The organism is Acinetobacter sp. NBRC 100985, from assembly GCF_000241225.1.
Classification (GTDB): domain Bacteria; phylum Pseudomonadota; class Gammaproteobacteria; order Pseudomonadales; family Moraxellaceae; genus Acinetobacter; species Acinetobacter venetianus.
This window is the reverse complement of record NZ_BAEB01000004.1, coordinates 46,856-65,980: the sequence shown is the minus strand read 5'-3', so window position 1 is coordinate 65,980 and position 19,125 is coordinate 46,856. Positions and strand designations below refer to the sequence as shown.

The following is a 19,125-nucleotide window of genomic DNA, read 5'->3' as shown; positions in this document are numbered from 1 at the left end:
TTTATTTTTAAAAATGCGTTAGGCACCGACTAAACGGTTGGATTTAACCATATCGCCAAGCCCATGTGTCTTAAAGTAATGTTCTAACCAACTTTTTACGACCAGAGGATTATTCATTTGCAGAACATCATCTAATAATCTTTGAGCATCTGTCATAGGCACATGACAAATTGCTTTGCGTACACGCAAGATGTTACTCGAACTCATAGAGAGCGTATTAAAGCCCATCGCCATTAATAAAATTGCTGATAATGGATCACCAGCCATCTCACCGCAGACGCTTACAGGTTTTTCATGAATATGACATTCTTCAACTAAACGTTTTAAGGCACGTAACACAGAAGGGTGGAAGTGCGAATATACGTTAGCAACATGCGGATTATTACGATCTACAGCAAGTAAGTACTGAGTCAAATCATTTGAACCCACCGAGAAGAAATCAACCAGTTCGGCAAACTCACCAATTTGTAATAGTACGCTTGGTACTTCAACCATAATTCCGATTTTAGGACGTGTGATTTTGACTTGCTCTTCTTCTTGGACCGCAATCCAGTCACGCTCAAGTAAATACAACACTTCTTCTACTTCACTGACACTAGTCACCATCGGAAGAAGAATATGTAAATTATTCAAACCAATACTGGCTTTGAGCATCGCGCGAATTTGTGCTGAAAAAATCTCAGGATGATCGAGGGTGAAACGTAAACCACGCCAACCTAAAGCAGAATTTTCCTCTTCAATGCTGAAATAAGGAAGGTCTTTGTCCGCGCCAATATCCAGTGTACGCATAATCACAGGTTTATTGGCAAAATGGCTGAGTTGTTGGCGGTAAATGGCGCGTTGTTCTTCTTCACCTGGGAAGCGTTCACGTAGCATAAATGGAATTTCACTACGATATAAACCAACACCTTTTGCACCACGTTGTACGCCGCGCACAACATCGATCATTAAACCCGTATTGACGAATAACGGAATAGCAACACCATCAGGCGTTACAGCATCTTTAGTTTCGTACTGCTTTAAATCTTTTGCAATTTGTTCTTCTTCTTTTTGAACTTCTTTATAACGTTGACGTAAACGACGTGGTGGATTGACAAAGACACGTCCTTGATACGCATCCACAATCATTTCAATATCATCAAGCGTCGTGATTGGGAGCTCAGTCACACCAACAACCGTTGGAATACCGAGAGCGCGCGCCACGATCACCATATGTGAATTGGCAGCACCTTCAGAAGTTACAATTGCAGCAATATTATCGACAGGAAGCTCGACCAACGCAGCAGTACTGATTTCTTCGCCGATCAGGATACTATCTGGACTCAGTTCTCGGTGACTAGAATCGGCTTCTTGTAAACATGCGAGAATGCGACGACCAAGATCTTTTAAGTCGGAAACACGCTCACGTAAATAGTCATCTTCCATTTGCGCAAATAGCGCAATATGTTTATCGATAACTTTACGCACAGCACCTTGCGCCCAACTTCCTGCTCGAATGTGCTCTTTAATTTCACTCGGCAAGACATTTTCATCCAACATTCGTAAGAACACGCTAAACAATGCACGTTCTTCTGACATGAGTGAGTCTTGCATTTTTTCATCTAAAGATTGAATTTCAAGACGAACAGAAGCGATGGCTTGATCTAAAAGTTCTAATTCATCGCTGATATCTTCAGCTTCGCGATCAGGAATTGCAGTTAGATCGGCTGGGGGATATAGCACAATTGCTCGACCTAGCGCGATACCGCCAGCACCCGAAACCCCTTGGAATGTTTTATAGGTTGATCCGTTACTCGGTTTACGAAATACATCAATATTACCGACTGCATGAGCATGTGCGATCACACCAGATAGTTGTGCGCAAAGGGTAACAAGGAAGGATTCTGCGGCTTCGCTAAAGTCTTGTGATTCTTTATTTTGAACGACTAAAACGCCCATTACTTTACGGCGATACATTACAGGAACGCCAAGGAATGAGTTATATAGTTCTTCACCTGTCTCGGGTAAATAAGCAAAGCGTTCATGCTTTGGCGCATTGTCTAAGTTGACAATTTCTTCTCGTTGACCGACTAAGCCAACCAGACCTTCACCAACATTTAAGGAGACATTGCCGACAGCTTCTGGTTTTAAACCTTTCGAAGCCATAAGCACATAGCGGCGATTTCGTTCATCCAATAAATAAATAGAGCAGACATCAACATGCATTGCTTCAGCCACATGATTGACCATAATGTCCAAAGATTCATGCAAACTGACGGACGCATTAATTTCTTGTACGATGCGTCTAAGCGTGTCGAGTTGCATGTTTGACATGGATGTTTACTCCAATTTATTGAATCGTTATAGGCCTAGTTATAACAGCTCTAATGCCAAAAATCATTGCTTAAAATGATGATTCTACGACAATTAACGCTGAGGTAATTGTAAACACAACTCCATCATGGCTTTGCGGTAAACATCTCGTTTGAAGTTGACCACTTGACCCAATGGGTACCAATAACTCACCCATTGCCATTCATCGAATTCGGGTGGGTCTGATAGGTTTAACTGAATATGATGAGGCGATGCCGTTAACTTCAGTAAAAACCACTTTTGCTTTTGTCCAATACATACCGGATCTGAATCTGACCGAATGTACCGATGTGGCAAACGATAACGCAGCCAACCTTTTGTTTGCGCTATAATTTGGACGTGTTCGGGCAATAAGCCGACTTCTTCTCTCAGTTCACGATAAAGTGCCTGTTCAGGGGTTTCTCCAAACTGGATACCTCCTTGTGGAAATTGCCAAGCATTGTGACCAATGCGCTTTGCCCATAAGACTTGTCCGTCATCGTTTGCCAAAATGATCCCGACGTTGGGTCGGAAACCTTCTGAGTCGATCATTTGGCTACCTAAATTTTGTCTATATCGTTGACTTTGATCTCGGGGACAGTCACTCTTCACGTCCAACTCGAAAAAGGTCAAAGTAAAATGTTTAAAATTGCTATGATCTTAACGAATTTCTATCGACTAGCGGAGATAGATTTACATTTTTTTTCTTAATTTTCAGTTTAAACGAGAAATTCTATGCAATTGGCTTTGTTTGATTTAGATCATACGCTGTTAAATACTGACTCTGACCATTCATGGGGTGAATTTTTGGTCAATGAGGGTTTGGTTGATCCAGTTCATCATCGTCAAATGAATGACAAATTTTATGAAGATTATAAAGCGGGTCAGCTTGACCCGATTGCGTATAATGAATTTGTTTTTGAGTTTTTAACTAAACACGATAATCAGTATTTAACTGAGTTACATCAATTGTTTATGCAGAAAGTCATCCGCCCGAAAATGAGACCTAAAGGTTTTGATGCAATTAAAAAACATCAAGACTTAGGCCATGCGATTGTCGGGATTACTGCGACGAGTGATTTTATTACCGCACCTATTTTCCGTGAGTTTGGGATTACTGAAATTATTGCGACCAGTGCAGAAGTCATTGATGGACAATACACGGGGAAAGTCACAGGTGTTCCTTGCTATCAACAAGGTAAATTGACGCGCTTAGATCAATGGCTAGCTGGTCGTACCGTTGAGGAGTCTTGGGCTTATTCAGATTCAATCAATGATCGCTTTTTACTTGAATACGCGAACCATGCGATTGCGGTGAACCCAGATGACCGTTTGGAAAAACTCGCGCAAGAACAGGGCTGGGAAATTCAAGATTGGTCAATCTAACTGAGTCAGCATAATTTGAATGAATTATTAAAACCTCCCTTTCGTCAGGGAGGTTTTTTTGTCATATAAATGTCACTTTTAAATTTTAAGATGTCAGTATGAAAATAAAAATAAATCAAGAAGCACAAACTTCCAATCAACTCAGCGAATTGCTAAGATTAAAAAGACAACAGCCGATTATAAAAACACGTTGGATCATTTTACCTTTTATCATATTCGGATTGATGTATGCGTGGCAGCAGCAATTTTGGACAGCTTGGGTGATTATTCCAATACTTTGGTGTGTGCTTTTTGTCAATATTTCATTGCTTACCCGATCTCAACGCGCTCGATTACAGGCGATTGAACAACTAAAAATAGAGCCGATTTTTTGGAATAAACTTCGCCAGTCTCATCCTGAGCTGACTTTGAAACAACGACAATTAATAGAAGTGGGTTTTAAGGATTATTTGGCGCTGCATGTTATGCAAAAGCAAGCTTATGCAATGCCATCAAATGCGGTTGATGCACTTTGGCATGTCATGTTGGAATTCCCTCAGCAGTATCAGCAATTATGCCATGCAACACTTGGTCGAATTCTCAACCACAATCCATATCATTTAAATACTGAACCAGAACAACAGCAAAAACAGTTATTCGAATCATGGAAAATAAGCTGTAAATTACTTGGATTCGAACCCAAGCATAGTACTGTCATACCTCGTTTGTTTGTGATAGATCAAGCCTTAGGTTGGGTTGATGGTCAATACTTTGACTTAGATGAAATGAGCAAAGACTATTCTAAATACCAACAAGCCCAGTCTTCTTCAAGTTGTGGAAGTAGTTGCAGCAGTTGCGGAGGCGATTAATCTTTTTGCATCATTTGAATGAGTTCTTCTGCTGCTTTAGATTGAATACGTGCAGGATGCCAAACCATACCCAGTTGGCGATTCATATTTAATTGTAAGTCGAGCTGTTTCAAATCCTGATTGAGTAACGTCTTTGGTAGAACTGACCATCCCAGACCAATCGAAACCAACATCCGAATTGATTCTAAAGGATTGTTACTCATGGTGATTTTAGGCTTTAGCCCTTTGTTTTCAAATTCAGCTAAGGTGATTTGACTGGTATAAGTATGTGCTGATGGCAATAAGCTCGGATAAGCAATTAAGTCTTCTAATGTAAGATTACTTTGTTGCGAGAGTGGATGAAATGGTGATGCAACAAAAACTAAAGGGTCATTCCAAATGGTTAAATAATTAAGTCGATCATCTCCCGTTGGTGGGAGAGTCAGGAAAGCGAGTTCTAATTCACCTGCAAGTACCTGTTCATGTGCTTGTTCTGAATCAACAAAATGTACATCTAAAGTGACTTGAGGGAAGAGTTGTACGAAAGCTTTCAGTGGCTCTGCGAGATGATGTAAACCGATATGGTGACTTGTACCAATCTTTAAACGACCTTGTACCTGTGCTTGTTCATGACTTAGTGTGTGGTGGATTTCACCAAGCTCATTGAGCCAAGTTTTTACTTTTGGAAGCAAAGAGTGCGCCGCATGAGTTGGTTGAATACCTCGGCCTGCGGATTCAAATAATTTCACACCAAAATAATCTTCTAGACTATGAATCCGTTTCGTTACCGCTGGCTGAGTAATGAATAGCTGTTCGGCAGCAATGGAAATTGAACCCGTTTCCATCACTTTAACAAATGCTTCAAAAGCGGCAAGATTCATAATTTAGGCTCGAAAATCATTAAAATTTAGATGTTTGTTCTGAGACATATATAGCTGACTATTTTAGGTAAAAGCGCTGAACAAATATAGTTTAAGCTGTATTTGTATAATTAAAAGTTAGACTTTTTGCTCAGTTCTATTCCAAATTTTTTCATGGAAGAAGAATGCAAAGGCTTGTACTGTAGGTTCAAGCAAGCTCAAAGTCACTGCCATGATCAGATTTCCTGTTACAACATAGGCAACCAGCATTGCTACTGTGATATGCATGAAGTAGTAACTTAACGTTTTTTTTAAAGTTCGTTGATTGTTAATCACGAATTGCTGAATATTTGCCATCGCTGTCACCATCTTAAATCTTATTTATATAAATAATAATCATTATCATTTAAGAAGTAAAAAAGAAATTTCAATTGATGATGATTGGATTTCTAGATAATTTAACTAAATTTAAAATAACAAACCGTGAGAAAGCATTGATTAGAAATTTAAAAGTGTTAAGTGAAGAATGTCTTACTTATGAAACAGCTAAAAAATACATGTATTCAAGTAAGAATAGAATTCTTATAAAAATAATATGTCTTGCTTCATTGATTGTTCTTTACTTGAATTTATATAAATTCATGTATTTTTTAATTTATTCAAAAATGAGTATAGAAATTGGTATTTTCTCTTATATGGGGGTAGGCGTTCTTATTGGTGTATTTATATGGATAATACTCCGAAGGAATGATGCGCATAATTTAAAAGTAAAGTTAATATTTAGTTCTAATTCAAAAAAATTAACGATATATCTGAATAATAAGAAAAAAGCTGACTTCTATCCTAATTTTATTGAAGCAAAATATGACTACATTCCAGCTATGTCTCGAAGCAATCAATTACCTACTCCTATCTTTTGTTTGAATTTATATAGTCTTAACAGGGCTAAAAAGTATTCGCTGGTGACAATTGATTGTACTAATATGATCATAACTAAAAATTTATTTGATCAATTTATTCTCGAGTATCAGCCTTTGATTGAATGGCTTAATTTACCTGTGCATAAGAATGGCAATCCTGAGCTGATGAAATATTATTTTCGAGATTAATCATTCCTAAAAGTTTATTAATTTATAAAAATGATAAATTAGATTTATGTGAAACGATTGCTATAATCAATTTAAGATTAAGAATACCCAGTCCAATGACAAGCACGATGGAGAGCGATGACATGGCAGGCAAGACATTGTATGACAAATTATGGGATGACCATTTAGTAAAGCAGCGCGACGATGGTTCGAGCTTGATTTATATTGATCGTCACTTATTACATGAAGTCACAAGTCCTCAGGCATTTGAAGGCTTACAGCTTGCCAATCGTCAACCATGGCGCTTAAACGCTAACGTTGCAACTCCTGATCATAACGTTCCAACTTCTAAAAAAGAACGTGAACAAGGTATTGCAGGGATTGAAGATGATACCTCGCGTATCCAAGTTCAAACCTTAGATGATAACTGTAAAACTTTTAATATCACTGAGTTTGGTATCAACGATATTCGTCAAGGGATTGCGCATGTAGTTGGGCCAGAGCAAGGTTTGACCTTACCTGGTATGACCGTTGTTTGTGGCGATTCACATACAGCAACACATGGCGCTTTTGGTTGTTTAGCACATGGTATCGGTACATCTGAAGTTGAGCATGTATTGGCAACACAATGCTTAGTACAAAAGAAATCTAAGAACATGTTAGTGCGTGTTGATGGTGTATTGGGTACAGGCGTCACGTCAAAAGATGTTGTTTTGGCAATCATTGGCAAGATTGGTACAGCGGGTGGTACTGGTTATGCGATTGAGTTCGGTGGTCAAGTCTTCCGTGATATGTCGATTGAAGGACGTATGACAGTATGTAATATGGCAATCGAAGCGGGTGCTCGTGTAGGCATGGTCGCTGTAGATGATAAAACGATTGCTTATGTCAAAGACCGCAACTATGCGCCACAAGGAGAAGAGTGGAATCAAGCAGTCGAGTATTGGAATACGTTGCATTCAGATGAAGATGCCGTATTCGATGCGGTTGTTGTATTGAATGGTGCAGAGATCGAACCACAAGTGTCTTGGGGAACTTCACCTGAAATGGTAATTCCTGTTTCTCAAGCTGTTCCGACCTTAGAACAAGCAAAAGATGATGTGCAGCGTAATGATTGGACGCGTGCTTACCAATACATGGGCTTAACTGCAGGTCAGGCATTGGCAGATATCCAATTAGACCGCGTGTTTATTGGTTCATGTACCAATTCTCGTATAGAAGACATTCGTGCTGCTGCTGAGGTTGTGAAAGGTCGTAAAGTCGCGTCAAGTATTAAACAAGCGATGATCGTGCCGGGTTCAGGGTTAGTAAAACAACAGGCTGAAAATGAAGGTTTAGACCAAATCTTCTTAGAGGCTGGTTTTGAATGGCGTGAACCTGGTTGTTCAATGTGTTTGGCGATGAATGCAGATAAATTACAACCAGGTGAGCATTGTGCATCGACTTCAAATCGTAACTTTGAAGGTCGTCAGGGTAATGGTGGGCGTACACATTTAGTAAGTCCAGCGATGGCGGCAGCGGCGGCGATTGCAGGTCATTTTGTTGATGTTCGTTCATTCTAAGGGAGCAAAGTCATGGAAAAATATACTGTAGAACAAGGTATTGTTGCGCCTTTAGACCGTGCCAATGTCGATACGGATTTAATTATTCCGAAGCAGTTTTTGAAATCAATTAAACGCACGGGATTTGGCGATAACTTATTTGATGAGTTACGTTATTTAGATGAGGGTTATTTAGGACAAGATATTAGTAAGCGTCCAAAGAATCCTGACTTTGTTTTGAATAAACCACGTTATCAAGGTTCAACTATTTTATTAGCTCGTACCAATTTCGGTTGTGGCTCAAGTCGTGAACATGCACCTTGGGCACTCAATGAATACGGTTTCCGCACCGTGATTGCACCTAGCTTTGCTGATATTTTCTTTAACAACTGCTTTAAGAATGGCATGTTACCTGTGATCTTGTCAGAGGAAATCGTTGATCAGTTGTTTAAAGAGTGTGAACAAGAAGGTTATCAACTTACGATTGATTTAGATGCACAAGAAGTGCGCACACCGAAAGGCGAAGCATTTAAATTTGAAATTGATCCATTCCGTAAACACTGTTTGTTAAATGGGTTAGATGATATTGGTTTGACTTTACAAGCTGCGGATGACATTCGTGCTTTTGAAGAAAAAGCAAAGCAAGCACGTCCTTGGGTATTTAAGGACATTAAAGCTTAAGTCTCACTTACATTTTTTAAATGTAAACATGACTAAATGTCGAGGGACATTTTAAACATAGCCGTAGCGCAGAGATTGAACTCTTGTTAACATGCTAGCGAAGAAGATTTGCTTGCATGTTTGCATGATATGAGGACTGGGCTTGAATAATGAAAACAAAATTCGCTCGCAGTATTTTGCTGTGTTTAAGTGTGGGTACAACGTTAACTGCGTGTCAAAACACAACGACTGTGGTTGACCAAGTTCGTATTGCACAAAATACATTAGAAGACAAAGCGAACAATGCGACTTTATATTGTTCAGGCGTGGATAATTGTGAATTCGAAAGAATTAATGATATTGGTGTGATTGATGCTAAATCGCATCGTGTAAGCCAACAAGCCATAGAAAAAGGCATTGTTCGGTTACATGGTTCGATTTTAAGCCGAAATCAACAGGTTTACTTAAGTGTGCCTGCTAAGCAATATGAAGTTGTTATTCGTTTTTATCCAATTTCCCCAGATCGTGCTGAAACTTTTCATATCATCCATGCGTTTAAACCTCATACGCGCTATACCTTTAAAATGTACCGAGATAGAGCAAATCGTGTAGAAAACTTGCTCAATGCATCAGCTCCAGATCCTTTGTGTGTTGATCTATTGCAAGAAGAGCGCATGATTCGTCGATTCTGCCGTCCGTATGATGTAAAGACAGGTTTGGGCGAATTTGTTGAAAAAAAGATTTAATCAAATAGCAGCTTGAATGCTGTGTGGATGAAATTGGAAAAGTAAATGTCAAAACATATTTTAATTTTAGCGGGTGATGGAATTGGTCCTGAAATTGTTGGTGCTGCTGAGAAAGTACTGACAAAGGTCAATGATAAATTTAATTTAGGTTTGACATGGGAACATGGCTTATTGGGTGGCTCAGCAATTGATGCCCATGGTGAACCATATCCAGCAGTGACAAGTGCACAAGCTCAAAAAGCAGATGCGATTTTGTTGGGTGCGGTAGGCGGGCCTAAATGGGACATGATTGAACGTTCAATTCGTCCAGAACGTGGGTTGTTGAAAATCCGTAGTGAATTAAATTTATTCGCAAATTTACGCCCAGCGATTCTTTATCCTCAATTGGCAGATGCTTCGAGCTTAAAACCAGAAGTTGTTGCTGGTTTAGATATTTTGATTGTTCGTGAATTAACAGGTGGTATTTACTTTGGTCAACCACGTGGTATCCGAGAATTAGAAAACGGTGAGAAGCAAGGTTATAACACTGACGTTTATTCAGAAAGTGAAATTAAACGTATTGCCAAAGTTGCTTTTGAATTGGCTGGCTTACGTGGTGGAAAAGTTTGTTCTGTCGATAAAGCAAATGTATTGGAAGTTACTGAGCTTTGGAAGCAAACAGTGACTGATTTACAGCAAGCACAGTATTCAAATATTCAGCTTTCACATATGTATGTCGATAATGCAGCAATGCAACTTGTTCGTGCACCAAAACAATTTGATGTCATCGTAACAGGTAACTTATTTGGCGATATCTTGTCTGACGAAGCAGCAATGTTAACGGGTTCAATTGGTATGTTACCTTCAGCATCTTTAGATGAAAATGGTAAAGGTATGTATGAACCTTGCCACGGTTCAGCTCCAGATATCGCTGGAAAAAATGTTGCAAACCCACTTGCAACGATTTTATCTGTTGCGATGATGTTACGTTATACTTTCCGTGAAGAAGCTGCGGCAAAAGCGATTGAAGATGCAGTAGGTCAAGTTTTAGACCAAGGTTTGCGTACAGCAGATATTATGTCAGAAGGAATGAGCAAAGTCGGTACAGATGCAATGGGCGATGCTGTTGTTGCTGTGTTAGGCTAAAAATCTGATCTATAAAAAATGCAGCGTGTGCTGCATTTTTTATTTGTTGTTAGCAGGCTTTTCCTTCATAACGAATAGAACGTGCAATTTTTTGCTGATCAAGCTCAAAAATAATATGGCAGTAAAAATTGACATCGTAAGATTGGCTATATGTCGTAACTGTTGAAAGGCGAGAACCATCTGAAGTTCCCATATTCATTGGAATAGGAATATTAATTGGGCGAAGTACGGTAAAAACTAACTGCTGGTCAGTTTGGGTTGGTTGTTTTAGAGTTTGGAAGCCTAGGCTCTTGAGATTAAGATTTTGCTGAATGTTATCTGCTGATTGACCGATATAAGGTTGTAAGTAGTCTTGTAGTTGAACCGAGCGCCAGCCAGGGGTTGCACAGCCTTGTAAAATGAGCGCTATAGATAATATGTAAAACTTATAATTCCGCATGAATATTCCTTTATTTCTAAAATAAATCTTTGAATTTATTATAATCGATCACTATTCTAATCGGGAAACAAAAATATACAAACTTGTCTATTTCGGAGTAATGTTCAAGCATAACAAAATGTGATTAGATATGTCGCATAATTAAGTTATCGAGAAAATTTGATGCATAAGATAGTGCTTGGTCTTTTGTGTTATGTCGTTGCGACATTAAGCTATGCCGATAATTGTGATAAAACACGCAATACTTATGATGATATTTACTGCACTAATAAGATTTATGCTAGTGCTGATGCTGACTTAAATAAGAATTATCAGCAGTTACGCAAACATCTCAATGAAACGCAACAAAAGATTCTAAAAAAGTCGCAGCTGGCTTGGATACGCCATCGGGATGCAAGTTGTACCGATTCGCAGCAAAACAGCGTTGATGTGGAATGTCGGTTGAGCACTACTCAGGAGCGTAACCATTGGCTATTAGAGCGCCTACGCGAGTGCCAAACTGTAGGGTGTAAAACCACACGTCTGAGCGAATAATTTAAGAATAAGCGTAAAAAAAGCCACAATCATGTGGCTTTTTTGCATTCACTAATCTGACTTAGCGCGCACGATAAGTGATACGACCCTTAGTTAAGTCATAAGGTGTCATTTCAACTTTAACACTGTCACCTGTCAAAATACGGATATAGTGTTTACGCATTTTACCAGAAATGTGTGCAATAACTTCGTGACCGTTTTCTAAACGTACACGGAACATCGTATTAGGAAGCGTTTCGGTGACAACGCCTTCGAACTCAATGAGTTCCTCTTTATTGGCCATAGCCTACCTGATGATCAAATTGGAAAGGCGCAAATTATAGTCAATTTATTTGAAATTTACAAGACGCTCTCTTAGCAAAGCTTGTACAGATGAATTGGAAAAAACTGTCAGACAATCCTCATTTTTTTTTAACAAAAGAAGCAGAATAGTGTTGTCAGTTTGGTCAATCAACGTTAATCTAAAATTATTGTTTATTGTCACAATAACGTATCTACAGGGAAGGGCACTGCGTGGGTCAGTTAACAGATGCATCGGTTGTATTGCGCTTTGGTTATCAGGCAATTCGTAAAGCAGGATTACCAACTGAAGAGATTCTAACAAAAGCAGGTGTAGCACTAAATCAAGTTGATACAAATGCAAGAACCCCACTGAGTGCACAAAATGCATTCTGGATTGCGGCACAGGAAGTGAGCAATGACCCAGATATCGGTTTGCATTTAGGTGAGCATTTACCACTGTATCGTGGTCAAGTGATCGAGCATTTGTTTATCAGTAGTGAGACTTTTGGTGAGGGGCTCAAGCGAGCTTTGGCTTATCAGCGGTTAATTAGTGATGCTTTTGACGCTAAGTTGGTGATTGAAGATGGGCGTTGTTACTTAAGTAACGGTGAACAGTATTGGTCTGACAATTTAGTGAATCGCCATTTTTCTGAATGTGCGATGTCAGGAATCTTACGTTTTTTAAATTTATTACGGAAGGTCAGTTTCAACCGATTTTCATTGATTTTAATTTCAATGAGGGTGCGGATGATGACGAGTATTTCCGTGTTTATGGATGTCCAGTTAGTTTAGGTCAGAGAGAAACGCGCTTATATTTTGATATGGCAGTTTTGGACTATCCTTTATGGCAGGCTGAACCTGAATTACTACAATTACATGAGCAGCTTGCAATTGAAAAGCTGCAAGAACTTGCTCGTTATGATTTAGTCGGTGAAGTGCGCCGTGCAATCGGCTCAACACTTGAAAGTGGTGAGACAACGTTAGAAACAGTGGCTGCACAACTTAGTATTACGCCACGCCGTTTAAGAACACAGTTAAGCGAAGCGAATACTAGTTTTCAGCAAATTCTATCGGATTATCGTTGTCGTTTAGCGAAAAAGTTATTGGCGAATACCAATGAAAGTGTAGAGCGCATTGTATATTTAACAGGTTTTTCTGAACCAAGTACGTTCTACCGAGCGTTTAAACGTTGGACGAATGAAACACCTGTTGAGTATCGGAAACGAAAGCAACGCTAATAAGAGTATGAGGAATTCTAAAGCCTTATCGTTATTGATAAGGCTTTTTTTATTCCGGTAGATTTAACCATTGTGGCCCAAGGGGTGGCTGAGGCAATTCAAATTGATCAGGGTAATAGCACTGGATGAAGTATAAGCCATCAGGTGGTGCAGTAACGCCAGCAGCTTTACGATCTTGCGCTGCAAACATGGTATCAATGTGTTCAATTTCATACATACCTTGGCCAATTTCAAGCAAACATCCCATGATATTGCGAACCATGTGATGTAAGAAGCCATCTGCTTGTATGTCTAAGACCAAATAACGACCATGTTGGAATAAGCGGCAGTGCTTAACATGGCGAACGGGCTGATTTGATTGACATGCAGCAGCTCTGAATGACTCGAAGTTATGTCTACCTTCAAACTTAGATGCGGCTGCAATCATTTTATCAATATCAAGTTCAGAATAGATGTGTGTAACCTGTTTATGTAGCAGAGCAGGGCGATGAGGTGCGTTATAAACAATATATCGATAACGTCGAGCAGTCGCTTTAAATCGTGCATGGAAATTTTCATCCATACATTTGATCCATTGGATTGAAATATCTTTCGGTAACTGACTGTTTGCGCCCATCATCCAGCCGCGCTCTGGTCGAATTGCCTCTGTATCAAAATGAGCAACCATGTTGGTCGCATGAACCCCAGCATCGGTACGTCCAGCAGCATGAACAATAATCGGTTCATTGGCAATTTTACTGAGGACTTTCTCAATGGTTTCTTGGACACTTACAACGCCAGCTTGTTGAGTTTGCCAACCACGGTATTGAGTACCGCAAAATTCAATACCGATTGCATAACGTTGCATATTTAAACCTCAAGATAAATGCTGATTCCATTGATCAAAACGTTGATCAGGGGATGGGTATTTTAAATACATTTGCAGCGCTTTTGCATATAAATCAGCATGGCTTAGACAATCATTGACCAAAACTTTCGCTGTATTTACCCAAGAACTAATCGCATAACGTTGATCTAATTGTCCAAAAGTCACTTGAGAACTAATGATACAAATACATCCTTTGCTAAATAGAGCTTCAAATAATGTAATGAGTTGATCATTGATTGCGATATTGCCTGTACCAAATCCTTGTAAGATTAAAAAGTGAGGAGGATTGGATAAGATATTTTCAAGTTGTTGTTGTAATTGGAGTTGTCCAATCGGTTGAAGCATTAGATTGAATACACTTAAATGAGCGGCTTTTTCAATATGTTCATTCTGTACAACGAGCATTTTGGTCGCAGTCTTACAATCTAGGTTTGCATCAACTCCAGCAAATGCATTTAAATCGGTAGTATGAACTTTAAGAGTGGTTTGAGCATGGAAAACTTGGTTATTGAATCCAAGATATACTCCTGCTGGAAGTACTTGCACCTGTTCTAACGCTAAATATAGGTTGCCAGTTGCATCTGTGAACTCTCTGGTATCGCTACCATCGATATTGAGTAGAGGATATTGGCTACCTGTGATGATGGCATGGCAAGATTGAGCTAAGAAGCGCGCAAGGGTCGCTGCTGCATAACTGAGCGTATCTGTACCGTGAATAATTACAAAATGTTGATAATCCTGCAATTGCAGTTGTTGTATTTGTTGTATGAGAGGAAGCCAATCTACAGCTGTACAAGCACTACTGTCTTTGATACTTGGTGCTGCAAAGCAGTCTACATTTAAATGTGGCGGAATAACCTTTTCGAGTAAAGGTAAAAAATGCTGTTCAGGCATTGGCATGAGTGGTTCGCCAACACAGCCAAAAGTTCCACCCATGTAGATTAAAGCGATTTTTTTCATCATAAAAAAAGCAGTCTTAGAGACTGCTTATATTAGACTGATCAAATTCAGGAAGCTATTTTATTCAGTAACTTTTCTGAGCTTTGTTGTTGATCAGCATCAAAAATAGACTGACTGTTTTGTAATAAAGTACGAGCAGATTCGTAAGCGCCTAATTCGATATATTGCTCAGCTAAATCCAAATTCAGTTGAGCTTCATTCAGTTGTTCCAAACCAGGGAATGATTGAACAAGCGGATCATTGCTAACAACAGATGAGACTTGTGTTGCGGTTTCTGATGTGGTGAATTCAGTAGTTTGTTCCGCAGCAACTGGCGTTGGTTCAGCAAGGTCAAACGAAAACTCTGTTTTCTCTGCTGGTGTTTGAGTCGTTGGTTCAAAACTAAAGTCCAGACTAGGAGTTTCTTCTACTTTAGGTGCTTCAGTTGGCTCAGGTGCTACGTCTAAAGTAAAGTTGAAATCTGGTTCAGTCTTAGCTTCTTCTTCAACTTTGGTTTCTTCTGGAGTCGCTGTATTTGGCTCTAGACTGAAAGAAAATTCAAGAGGGGTTTGTTCTTTAACTTCTGTAGTTTCAGATTCTACAGGGGTAGGAGATGCCTCAGGAACTTGCGTCTCTTTCTGTTCAAAAGAGAAATTAAAGTCTAAAGGTTGAACCTCTGGTGTAGGTTCAGCAGGTTTTTCTTCTTCGACTGGCGCGACGTATTCAGTTTGTAAGTCATCAAAAGATTGATTTGATGGTGCTTGAACTAAGGCATCAAAGTCTGCTGTATTATTTTGCGGTGCAGCTGCTTCCGTCGTTGTTGGACGTTGATTAAAGTTGCTGCTGTTCGAATGAAAATCAATTGAGTCTGGTTGTTTATTTTTTTCGTATTCACTTTTTTTAGCTTCAGCTGCATGAGCAATATCTTCAAGCTTTAAAGCATGAACATGCTTGATTAATTGATCAATCGCAAAATCATCTTTTTGGGCTAGATGGATATCTAAAAGAAATAAATATAATTCATGTTGAGAGTTATCTTGCTTTAACGCTTGATTAATTTGAGCCTCTGCAGCTTGAAAGTTTCGTTCTTGAATCTGTTGTTCAATTTTTTCACGTAAACTGTCAGATATTGCAGTTGTTACGAGTGGAGCGGCTTCTTGTTCTTCGCGTGCTAAGGTTGTGCGTGATGTCTTTTTGGCAGTTGCTTTTTTCGTTGCTTTTCCAGCAGTCCCTTTCTTAGGTGCTGCTGTATTCTGATTGTCACCACGTTTCTTTAAAACGATTGCGACTACCAATACGATGACGAGTAGTACAATTATTATAGTTGACATGATCTATACCCCTTAAAGATAGAGCCGCTTTTGCAAATTTATGAGAATCTTCTCGTAATTCAGTGTGTTGGCTTTTTAGTTTCCTGCTGCGCTTTCAACCGTTCTTGTAGCTCGGCAAGTCGAGCATTTAGGAGTTGAATTCGCTGTTCCTTCTGACGTAGTGCCAACTCTAACTGTGTTACGTTTCGTTGTAATGTAACGGTTTTTTCCCGAGCTGTCATAACTTTTAATGATAAGTCAGTACTGGTTTTTTGCTGTAATGTGTCTTTTTTCGCACTTCCTGTACTTGAATCTTGATTGCTTTCAGCAACAAGCGACATTTCCGCTTGTTGTAGGCGATATTTTGTTTTTCCAGATGCTGGTTGAGGTGTTTGCGCTGCAATCTGATTCACATTTTGATTTTGACGACTCGGGATATTACCTAGATTGAAATTTAATTGAGAACCTTGTCTAAGCCGGTTTGCATTTCCACCAATAAATGCATGTTCATTCTGTGCCTTAATTTGGTTCATCACTTGCGACACAGGTTTATGTGTTTGACTCGCAATACGATGAGCGATACTCCACAAAGATTCATTACGTGCTACGACATGCTGTTGTTGAGTATTTTCACCTGAAACTGAGGGTGTAGTGTTTTGAGGTGCTTTTTGCTTAACAGGTTGCTCTTTATTTTTAGCACGATATGCAGCGATAGTATCTTCTTTATTCTCAATAAGTTTTTCTGGGTTATCTTGATCTTGGTTTTTACCAAGAAGACTTTCATTTACTGGTTCGTTTTTTGCGGTCTGTGTAACGGCAGTTTCTTTAAGTTCTGTTTTGGTTGTTGGGATTGTAGAATTTTGTCCAGTTGTTGCTGTTTTAGCCGTTATTGGCTGTGTATCGTTGTTTGCAACTGGAGCGCTGACACTTTGTTCTACTTGAGATGGTACAACTGAGATAGCTGCAGAAACAGATACTTTATCAGTTGCAATATCTAAAGCTGGCGGGAGTTCATACGGAGCATTTAAAAGTTTCTCTTGTTTCAGAGTTGGCTCTTTGGGTATAGATGCTGTATTAAAGCGAGTACTTTCAGGTAAATCGAGAGCAATATCTTTTTCACTCACAATAAACTTAGGCGTTAACGTTTTTTCATTACTTACTGTCGCTGCTTGAACTTTTTGTATGTTTGATCGAATTGGTTGTCTAATGTGCTTTAAATGTGATGCACCATCTTCTTGTATTTTAATAATAATATTGAGTTCAGCATCTGTCATAGGACGAGAAGAGGTAATGACGATGACACCTTCGCCTCGGTTATTTCGACGGGTAAAGAAATTCAGTGCTGATGGTGGCTGGTGAGCTGCCCCAATCATAACGAGGTCTTCTGGTGTTGCAAGGCTGACTTCTAATTTTGCATTTGGATCTGCCTGATGAAAACTCATTTCAGCATAAAGTAATTCGCCAGGTGCAGACTGGATTTGTAAAGGATCGAGCGTAATTGCATAAAGATGTTGCGAAGATAAGATGGTTAAAATGGCAATTTTTAATTTGTTATAAACAGTCATCTCGATCCATGAAAAAGTGATGTTATAGTCAGTTCAAAAGTATACATTACCGTGATGTAAATGAATTGTAAATTCTTCATGTTTGATTACATAAAAAAAGCCGATCAAATGTGATCGGCTTTTGATTTCTATCGTTTTTTGCTTACGCGTTCTTGTATTCAACCAAAATGCGTAACATACGGCGTAAAGGTTCTGCAGCGCCCCAAAGCAGTTGGTCGCCCACTGTGAATGCACCTAAATATTCTTTACCCATATTTAACTTGCGTAAACGGCCTACAGGTACAGTTAAAGTACCAGTAACGGCAACAGGAGTAAGATCGGTCATCGATGCTTCACGTGTATTCGGTACAACTTTAGCCCATTGGCTAGAGCTACGAATCATGTCTTCGATTTCATCAAGTGCTACATCTTTTTTCAATTTTAATGTAATTGCTTGAGAGTGACAGCGCATCGCACCGATTCGAACACAGTGGCCATCGATAGGAACGATTTGTTGATTGCCCAAAATCTTATTGGTTTCAACTTGACCTTTCCATTCTTCTTTAGACTGACCACTTTCGAGTTGCTTGTCGATATAAGGAATTAACGAGCCAGCCAATGGCACGCCAAAGTTCGCTTTAGGGAAGCCTTCACCGCGTTGCAAATCTGCGATTTGACGGTCAATATCAAGAATTGCAGACTTTGGATCGTCTAGTAATTCTTTAGTATTGTTGTACAAGTAACCCATGCCTGTGATGAGTTCACGCATATTTTGCGCACCTGCACCAGAAGCTGCTTGATATGTCATTGAGGTTGCCCATTCCACTAAGTTGTTTTGGAATAGAGAACCTAAGCCCATCAGCATCAATGAAACTGTGCAGTTACCACCAACAAAAGTTTTAGTGCCATTCACTAAACCATCTTTGATGACATTTAGGTTGACAGGGTCAAGAACGATAATTGCTTCATCATCCATACGTAATGTAGATGCAGCATCGATCCAGTAACCATCCCAACCTTCTGCTTTAAGTTTTGGAAAAACTTCAGATGTGTAGTCGCCACCTTGACAGGTTAAAATGACATCCATTTGCTTCAGACTTTTAATATCTGTTGCATCCATAAGTGCTGGGGCAGTCTTACCACCAAATGAAGGTGCTTCGCCACCTGCATTACTGGTAGAAAAATAGAATGGCTCAATATGAGCAAAATCATTCTCTTCAACCATACGTTGCATAAGGACAGAACCAACCATCCCACGCCAACCGACCAGACCTACTTTCATGTCATTGTGCCTCGGTATGTAAAAAACTTTAAAGGGGTTTGAGTGTATCAAAAGCGACCACAACTGCAAGCTTTACGTAAATAAAACGATAATTTAATTGAGTGGAATAACTTGTTTGTATTAGA

20 protein-coding genes and 1 pseudogene are annotated in these 19,125 nt (G+C 39.3%); 10 read left to right on the top strand and 11 right to left on the bottom strand.

Going from position 1 to position 19,125, the window contains the following annotated elements; all coding sequences use genetic code 11:
• Positions 1-18: 18 nt before the first annotated feature.
• Together ptsP and ACT4_RS01310 are read right to left on the bottom strand one after the other, a co-directional pair.
• Complete coding sequence (gene ptsP / locus ACT4_RS01315) at positions 19-2,313, bottom strand: phosphoenolpyruvate--protein phosphotransferase (protein ID WP_007479111.1); 2,295 nt, start codon at positions 2,311-2,313, stop codon at positions 19-21.
• A 93-nt stretch (positions 2,314-2,406) separates the two neighbouring features.
• The gene (locus tag ACT4_RS01310) at positions 2,407-2,883 is read right to left on the bottom strand and encodes an RNA pyrophosphohydrolase (protein WP_004876647.1); all 477 of its coding nucleotides are present in this window, start codon (positions 2,881-2,883) and stop codon (positions 2,407-2,409) included.
• A 183-nt stretch (positions 2,884-3,066) separates the two neighbouring features.
• Here ACT4_RS01310 and ACT4_RS01305 point away from each other — a divergent pair, with 183 nt between their 5' ends.
• Positions 3,067-3,717, top strand: a complete 651-nt coding sequence (locus ACT4_RS01305) for an HAD family phosphatase (protein WP_007479109.1) — start codon at positions 3,067-3,069, stop codon at positions 3,715-3,717.
• Between the two features lie 98 nt (positions 3,718-3,815).
• On the top strand, positions 3,816-4,565 hold the full coding sequence (locus ACT4_RS01300) for a hypothetical protein (RefSeq protein ID WP_007479108.1): 750 nt from the start codon (positions 3,816-3,818) through the stop codon (positions 4,563-4,565).
• On the opposite strand, the gene ACT4_RS01295 is transcribed toward ACT4_RS01300, so the two are convergent.
• The gene (locus ACT4_RS01295) at positions 4,562-5,425 is read right to left on the bottom strand and encodes a LysR family transcriptional regulator (RefSeq protein WP_007479106.1); all 864 of its coding nucleotides are present in this window, start codon (positions 5,423-5,425) and stop codon (positions 4,562-4,564) included. The genes ACT4_RS01300 and ACT4_RS01295 overlap by 4 nt on opposite strands.
• A 117-nt stretch (positions 5,426-5,542) precedes the next feature.
• A complete protein-coding gene (locus tag ACT4_RS01290) occupies positions 5,543-5,761 on the bottom strand; it encodes a DUF2061 domain-containing protein (RefSeq protein WP_029424871.1) in 219 nt (72 codons plus the stop codon).
• Positions 5,762-5,838: 77 nt separating this feature from the next.
• On the opposite strand from ACT4_RS01290, the gene ACT4_RS01285 reads away from it, so the two are divergent.
• The 5 genes from ACT4_RS01285 to leuB all read left to right on the top strand — a co-directional run bounded on the left by ACT4_RS01285 (position 5,839) and on the right by leuB (position 10,564).
• Complete coding sequence (locus ACT4_RS01285; RefSeq protein WP_007479103.1) at positions 5,839-6,513, top strand: hypothetical protein; 675 nt, start codon at positions 5,839-5,841, stop codon at positions 6,511-6,513.
• 122 nt (positions 6,514-6,635) lie between these two features.
• Positions 6,636-8,054: a 3-isopropylmalate dehydratase large subunit gene (gene leuC / locus ACT4_RS01280; RefSeq protein WP_007479101.1), complete on the top strand. Its 1,419-nt coding sequence runs from the start codon at positions 6,636-6,638 to the stop codon at positions 8,052-8,054.
• Between the two features lie 12 nt (positions 8,055-8,066).
• Positions 8,067-8,714 (top strand): 3-isopropylmalate dehydratase small subunit, encoded by a 648-nt coding sequence (leuD, locus tag ACT4_RS01275; protein WP_007479099.1) that lies wholly within the window; start codon positions 8,067-8,069, stop codon positions 8,712-8,714.
• A gap of 149 nt (positions 8,715-8,863) precedes the next feature.
• Positions 8,864-9,439, top strand: a complete 576-nt coding sequence (locus tag ACT4_RS01270; protein ID WP_007479098.1) for a hypothetical protein — start codon at positions 8,864-8,866, stop codon at positions 9,437-9,439.
• 45 nt (positions 9,440-9,484) lie between these two features.
• Positions 9,485-10,564 (top strand): 3-isopropylmalate dehydrogenase, encoded by a 1,080-nt coding sequence (leuB, locus tag ACT4_RS01265; protein WP_007479096.1) that lies wholly within the window; start codon positions 9,485-9,487, stop codon positions 10,562-10,564.
• Positions 10,565-10,613: 49 nt separating this feature from the next.
• Here leuB and ACT4_RS01260 read toward each other — a convergent pair whose 3' ends face one another.
• A complete protein-coding gene (locus ACT4_RS01260) occupies positions 10,614-11,003 on the bottom strand; it encodes a hypothetical protein (RefSeq protein ID WP_004876665.1) in 390 nt (129 codons plus the stop codon).
• A gap of 162 nt (positions 11,004-11,165) precedes the next feature.
• Between ACT4_RS01260 and ACT4_RS01255 the strand changes: the two genes are divergently transcribed.
• Positions 11,166-11,537, top strand: coding sequence for a lysozyme inhibitor LprI family protein (locus tag ACT4_RS01255; RefSeq protein WP_007479094.1), 372 nt, complete (start codon positions 11,166-11,168; stop codon positions 11,535-11,537).
• Between the two features lie 61 nt (positions 11,538-11,598).
• Here the strand turns inward: ACT4_RS01255 and infA are convergent, their stop codons facing one another.
• A complete protein-coding gene (gene infA, locus ACT4_RS01250; protein WP_001284370.1) occupies positions 11,599-11,820 on the bottom strand; it encodes a translation initiation factor IF-1 in 222 nt (73 codons plus the stop codon).
• Between the two features lie 230 nt (positions 11,821-12,050).
• Between infA and ACT4_RS17675 the strand changes: the two are divergent.
• Together ACT4_RS17675 and ACT4_RS17670 are read left to right on the top strand one after the other, a co-directional pair.
• Positions 12,051-12,604: pseudogene (locus ACT4_RS17675) on the top strand (AraC family transcriptional regulator ligand-binding domain-containing protein); the annotation flags it as partial.
• Positions 12,605-12,640: 36 nt separating this feature from the next.
• Positions 12,641-13,057 (top strand): AraC family transcriptional regulator, encoded by a 417-nt coding sequence (locus tag ACT4_RS17670; RefSeq protein WP_007478981.1) that lies wholly within the window; start codon positions 12,641-12,643, stop codon positions 13,055-13,057.
• Positions 13,058-13,106: 49 nt separating this feature from the next.
• Here the strand turns inward: ACT4_RS17670 and truA are convergent, their stop codons facing one another.
• The 5 genes from truA to asd form a co-directional block, all read right to left on the bottom strand.
• A complete protein-coding gene (truA, locus tag ACT4_RS01240; protein ID WP_007478979.1) occupies positions 13,107-13,904 on the bottom strand; it encodes a tRNA pseudouridine(38-40) synthase TruA in 798 nt (265 codons plus the stop codon).
• Between the two features lie 9 nt (positions 13,905-13,913).
• Complete coding sequence (locus tag ACT4_RS01235) at positions 13,914-14,888, bottom strand: asparaginase domain-containing protein (RefSeq protein ID WP_007478978.1); 975 nt, start codon at positions 14,886-14,888, stop codon at positions 13,914-13,916.
• Positions 14,889-14,932: 44 nt separating this feature from the next.
• Complete coding sequence (locus tag ACT4_RS01230) at positions 14,933-16,195, bottom strand: hypothetical protein (RefSeq protein WP_007478977.1); 1,263 nt, start codon at positions 16,193-16,195, stop codon at positions 14,933-14,935.
• A 59-nt stretch (positions 16,196-16,254) separates the two neighbouring features.
• The gene (locus ACT4_RS01225; protein ID WP_007478976.1) at positions 16,255-17,739 is read right to left on the bottom strand and encodes a FimV family protein; all 1,485 of its coding nucleotides are present in this window, start codon (positions 17,737-17,739) and stop codon (positions 16,255-16,257) included.
• A 142-nt stretch (positions 17,740-17,881) separates the two neighbouring features.
• Positions 17,882-19,000, bottom strand: a complete 1,119-nt coding sequence (gene asd / locus ACT4_RS01220; protein ID WP_004876674.1) for an aspartate-semialdehyde dehydrogenase — start codon at positions 18,998-19,000, stop codon at positions 17,882-17,884.
• Positions 19,001-19,125 lie beyond the last annotated feature (125 nt).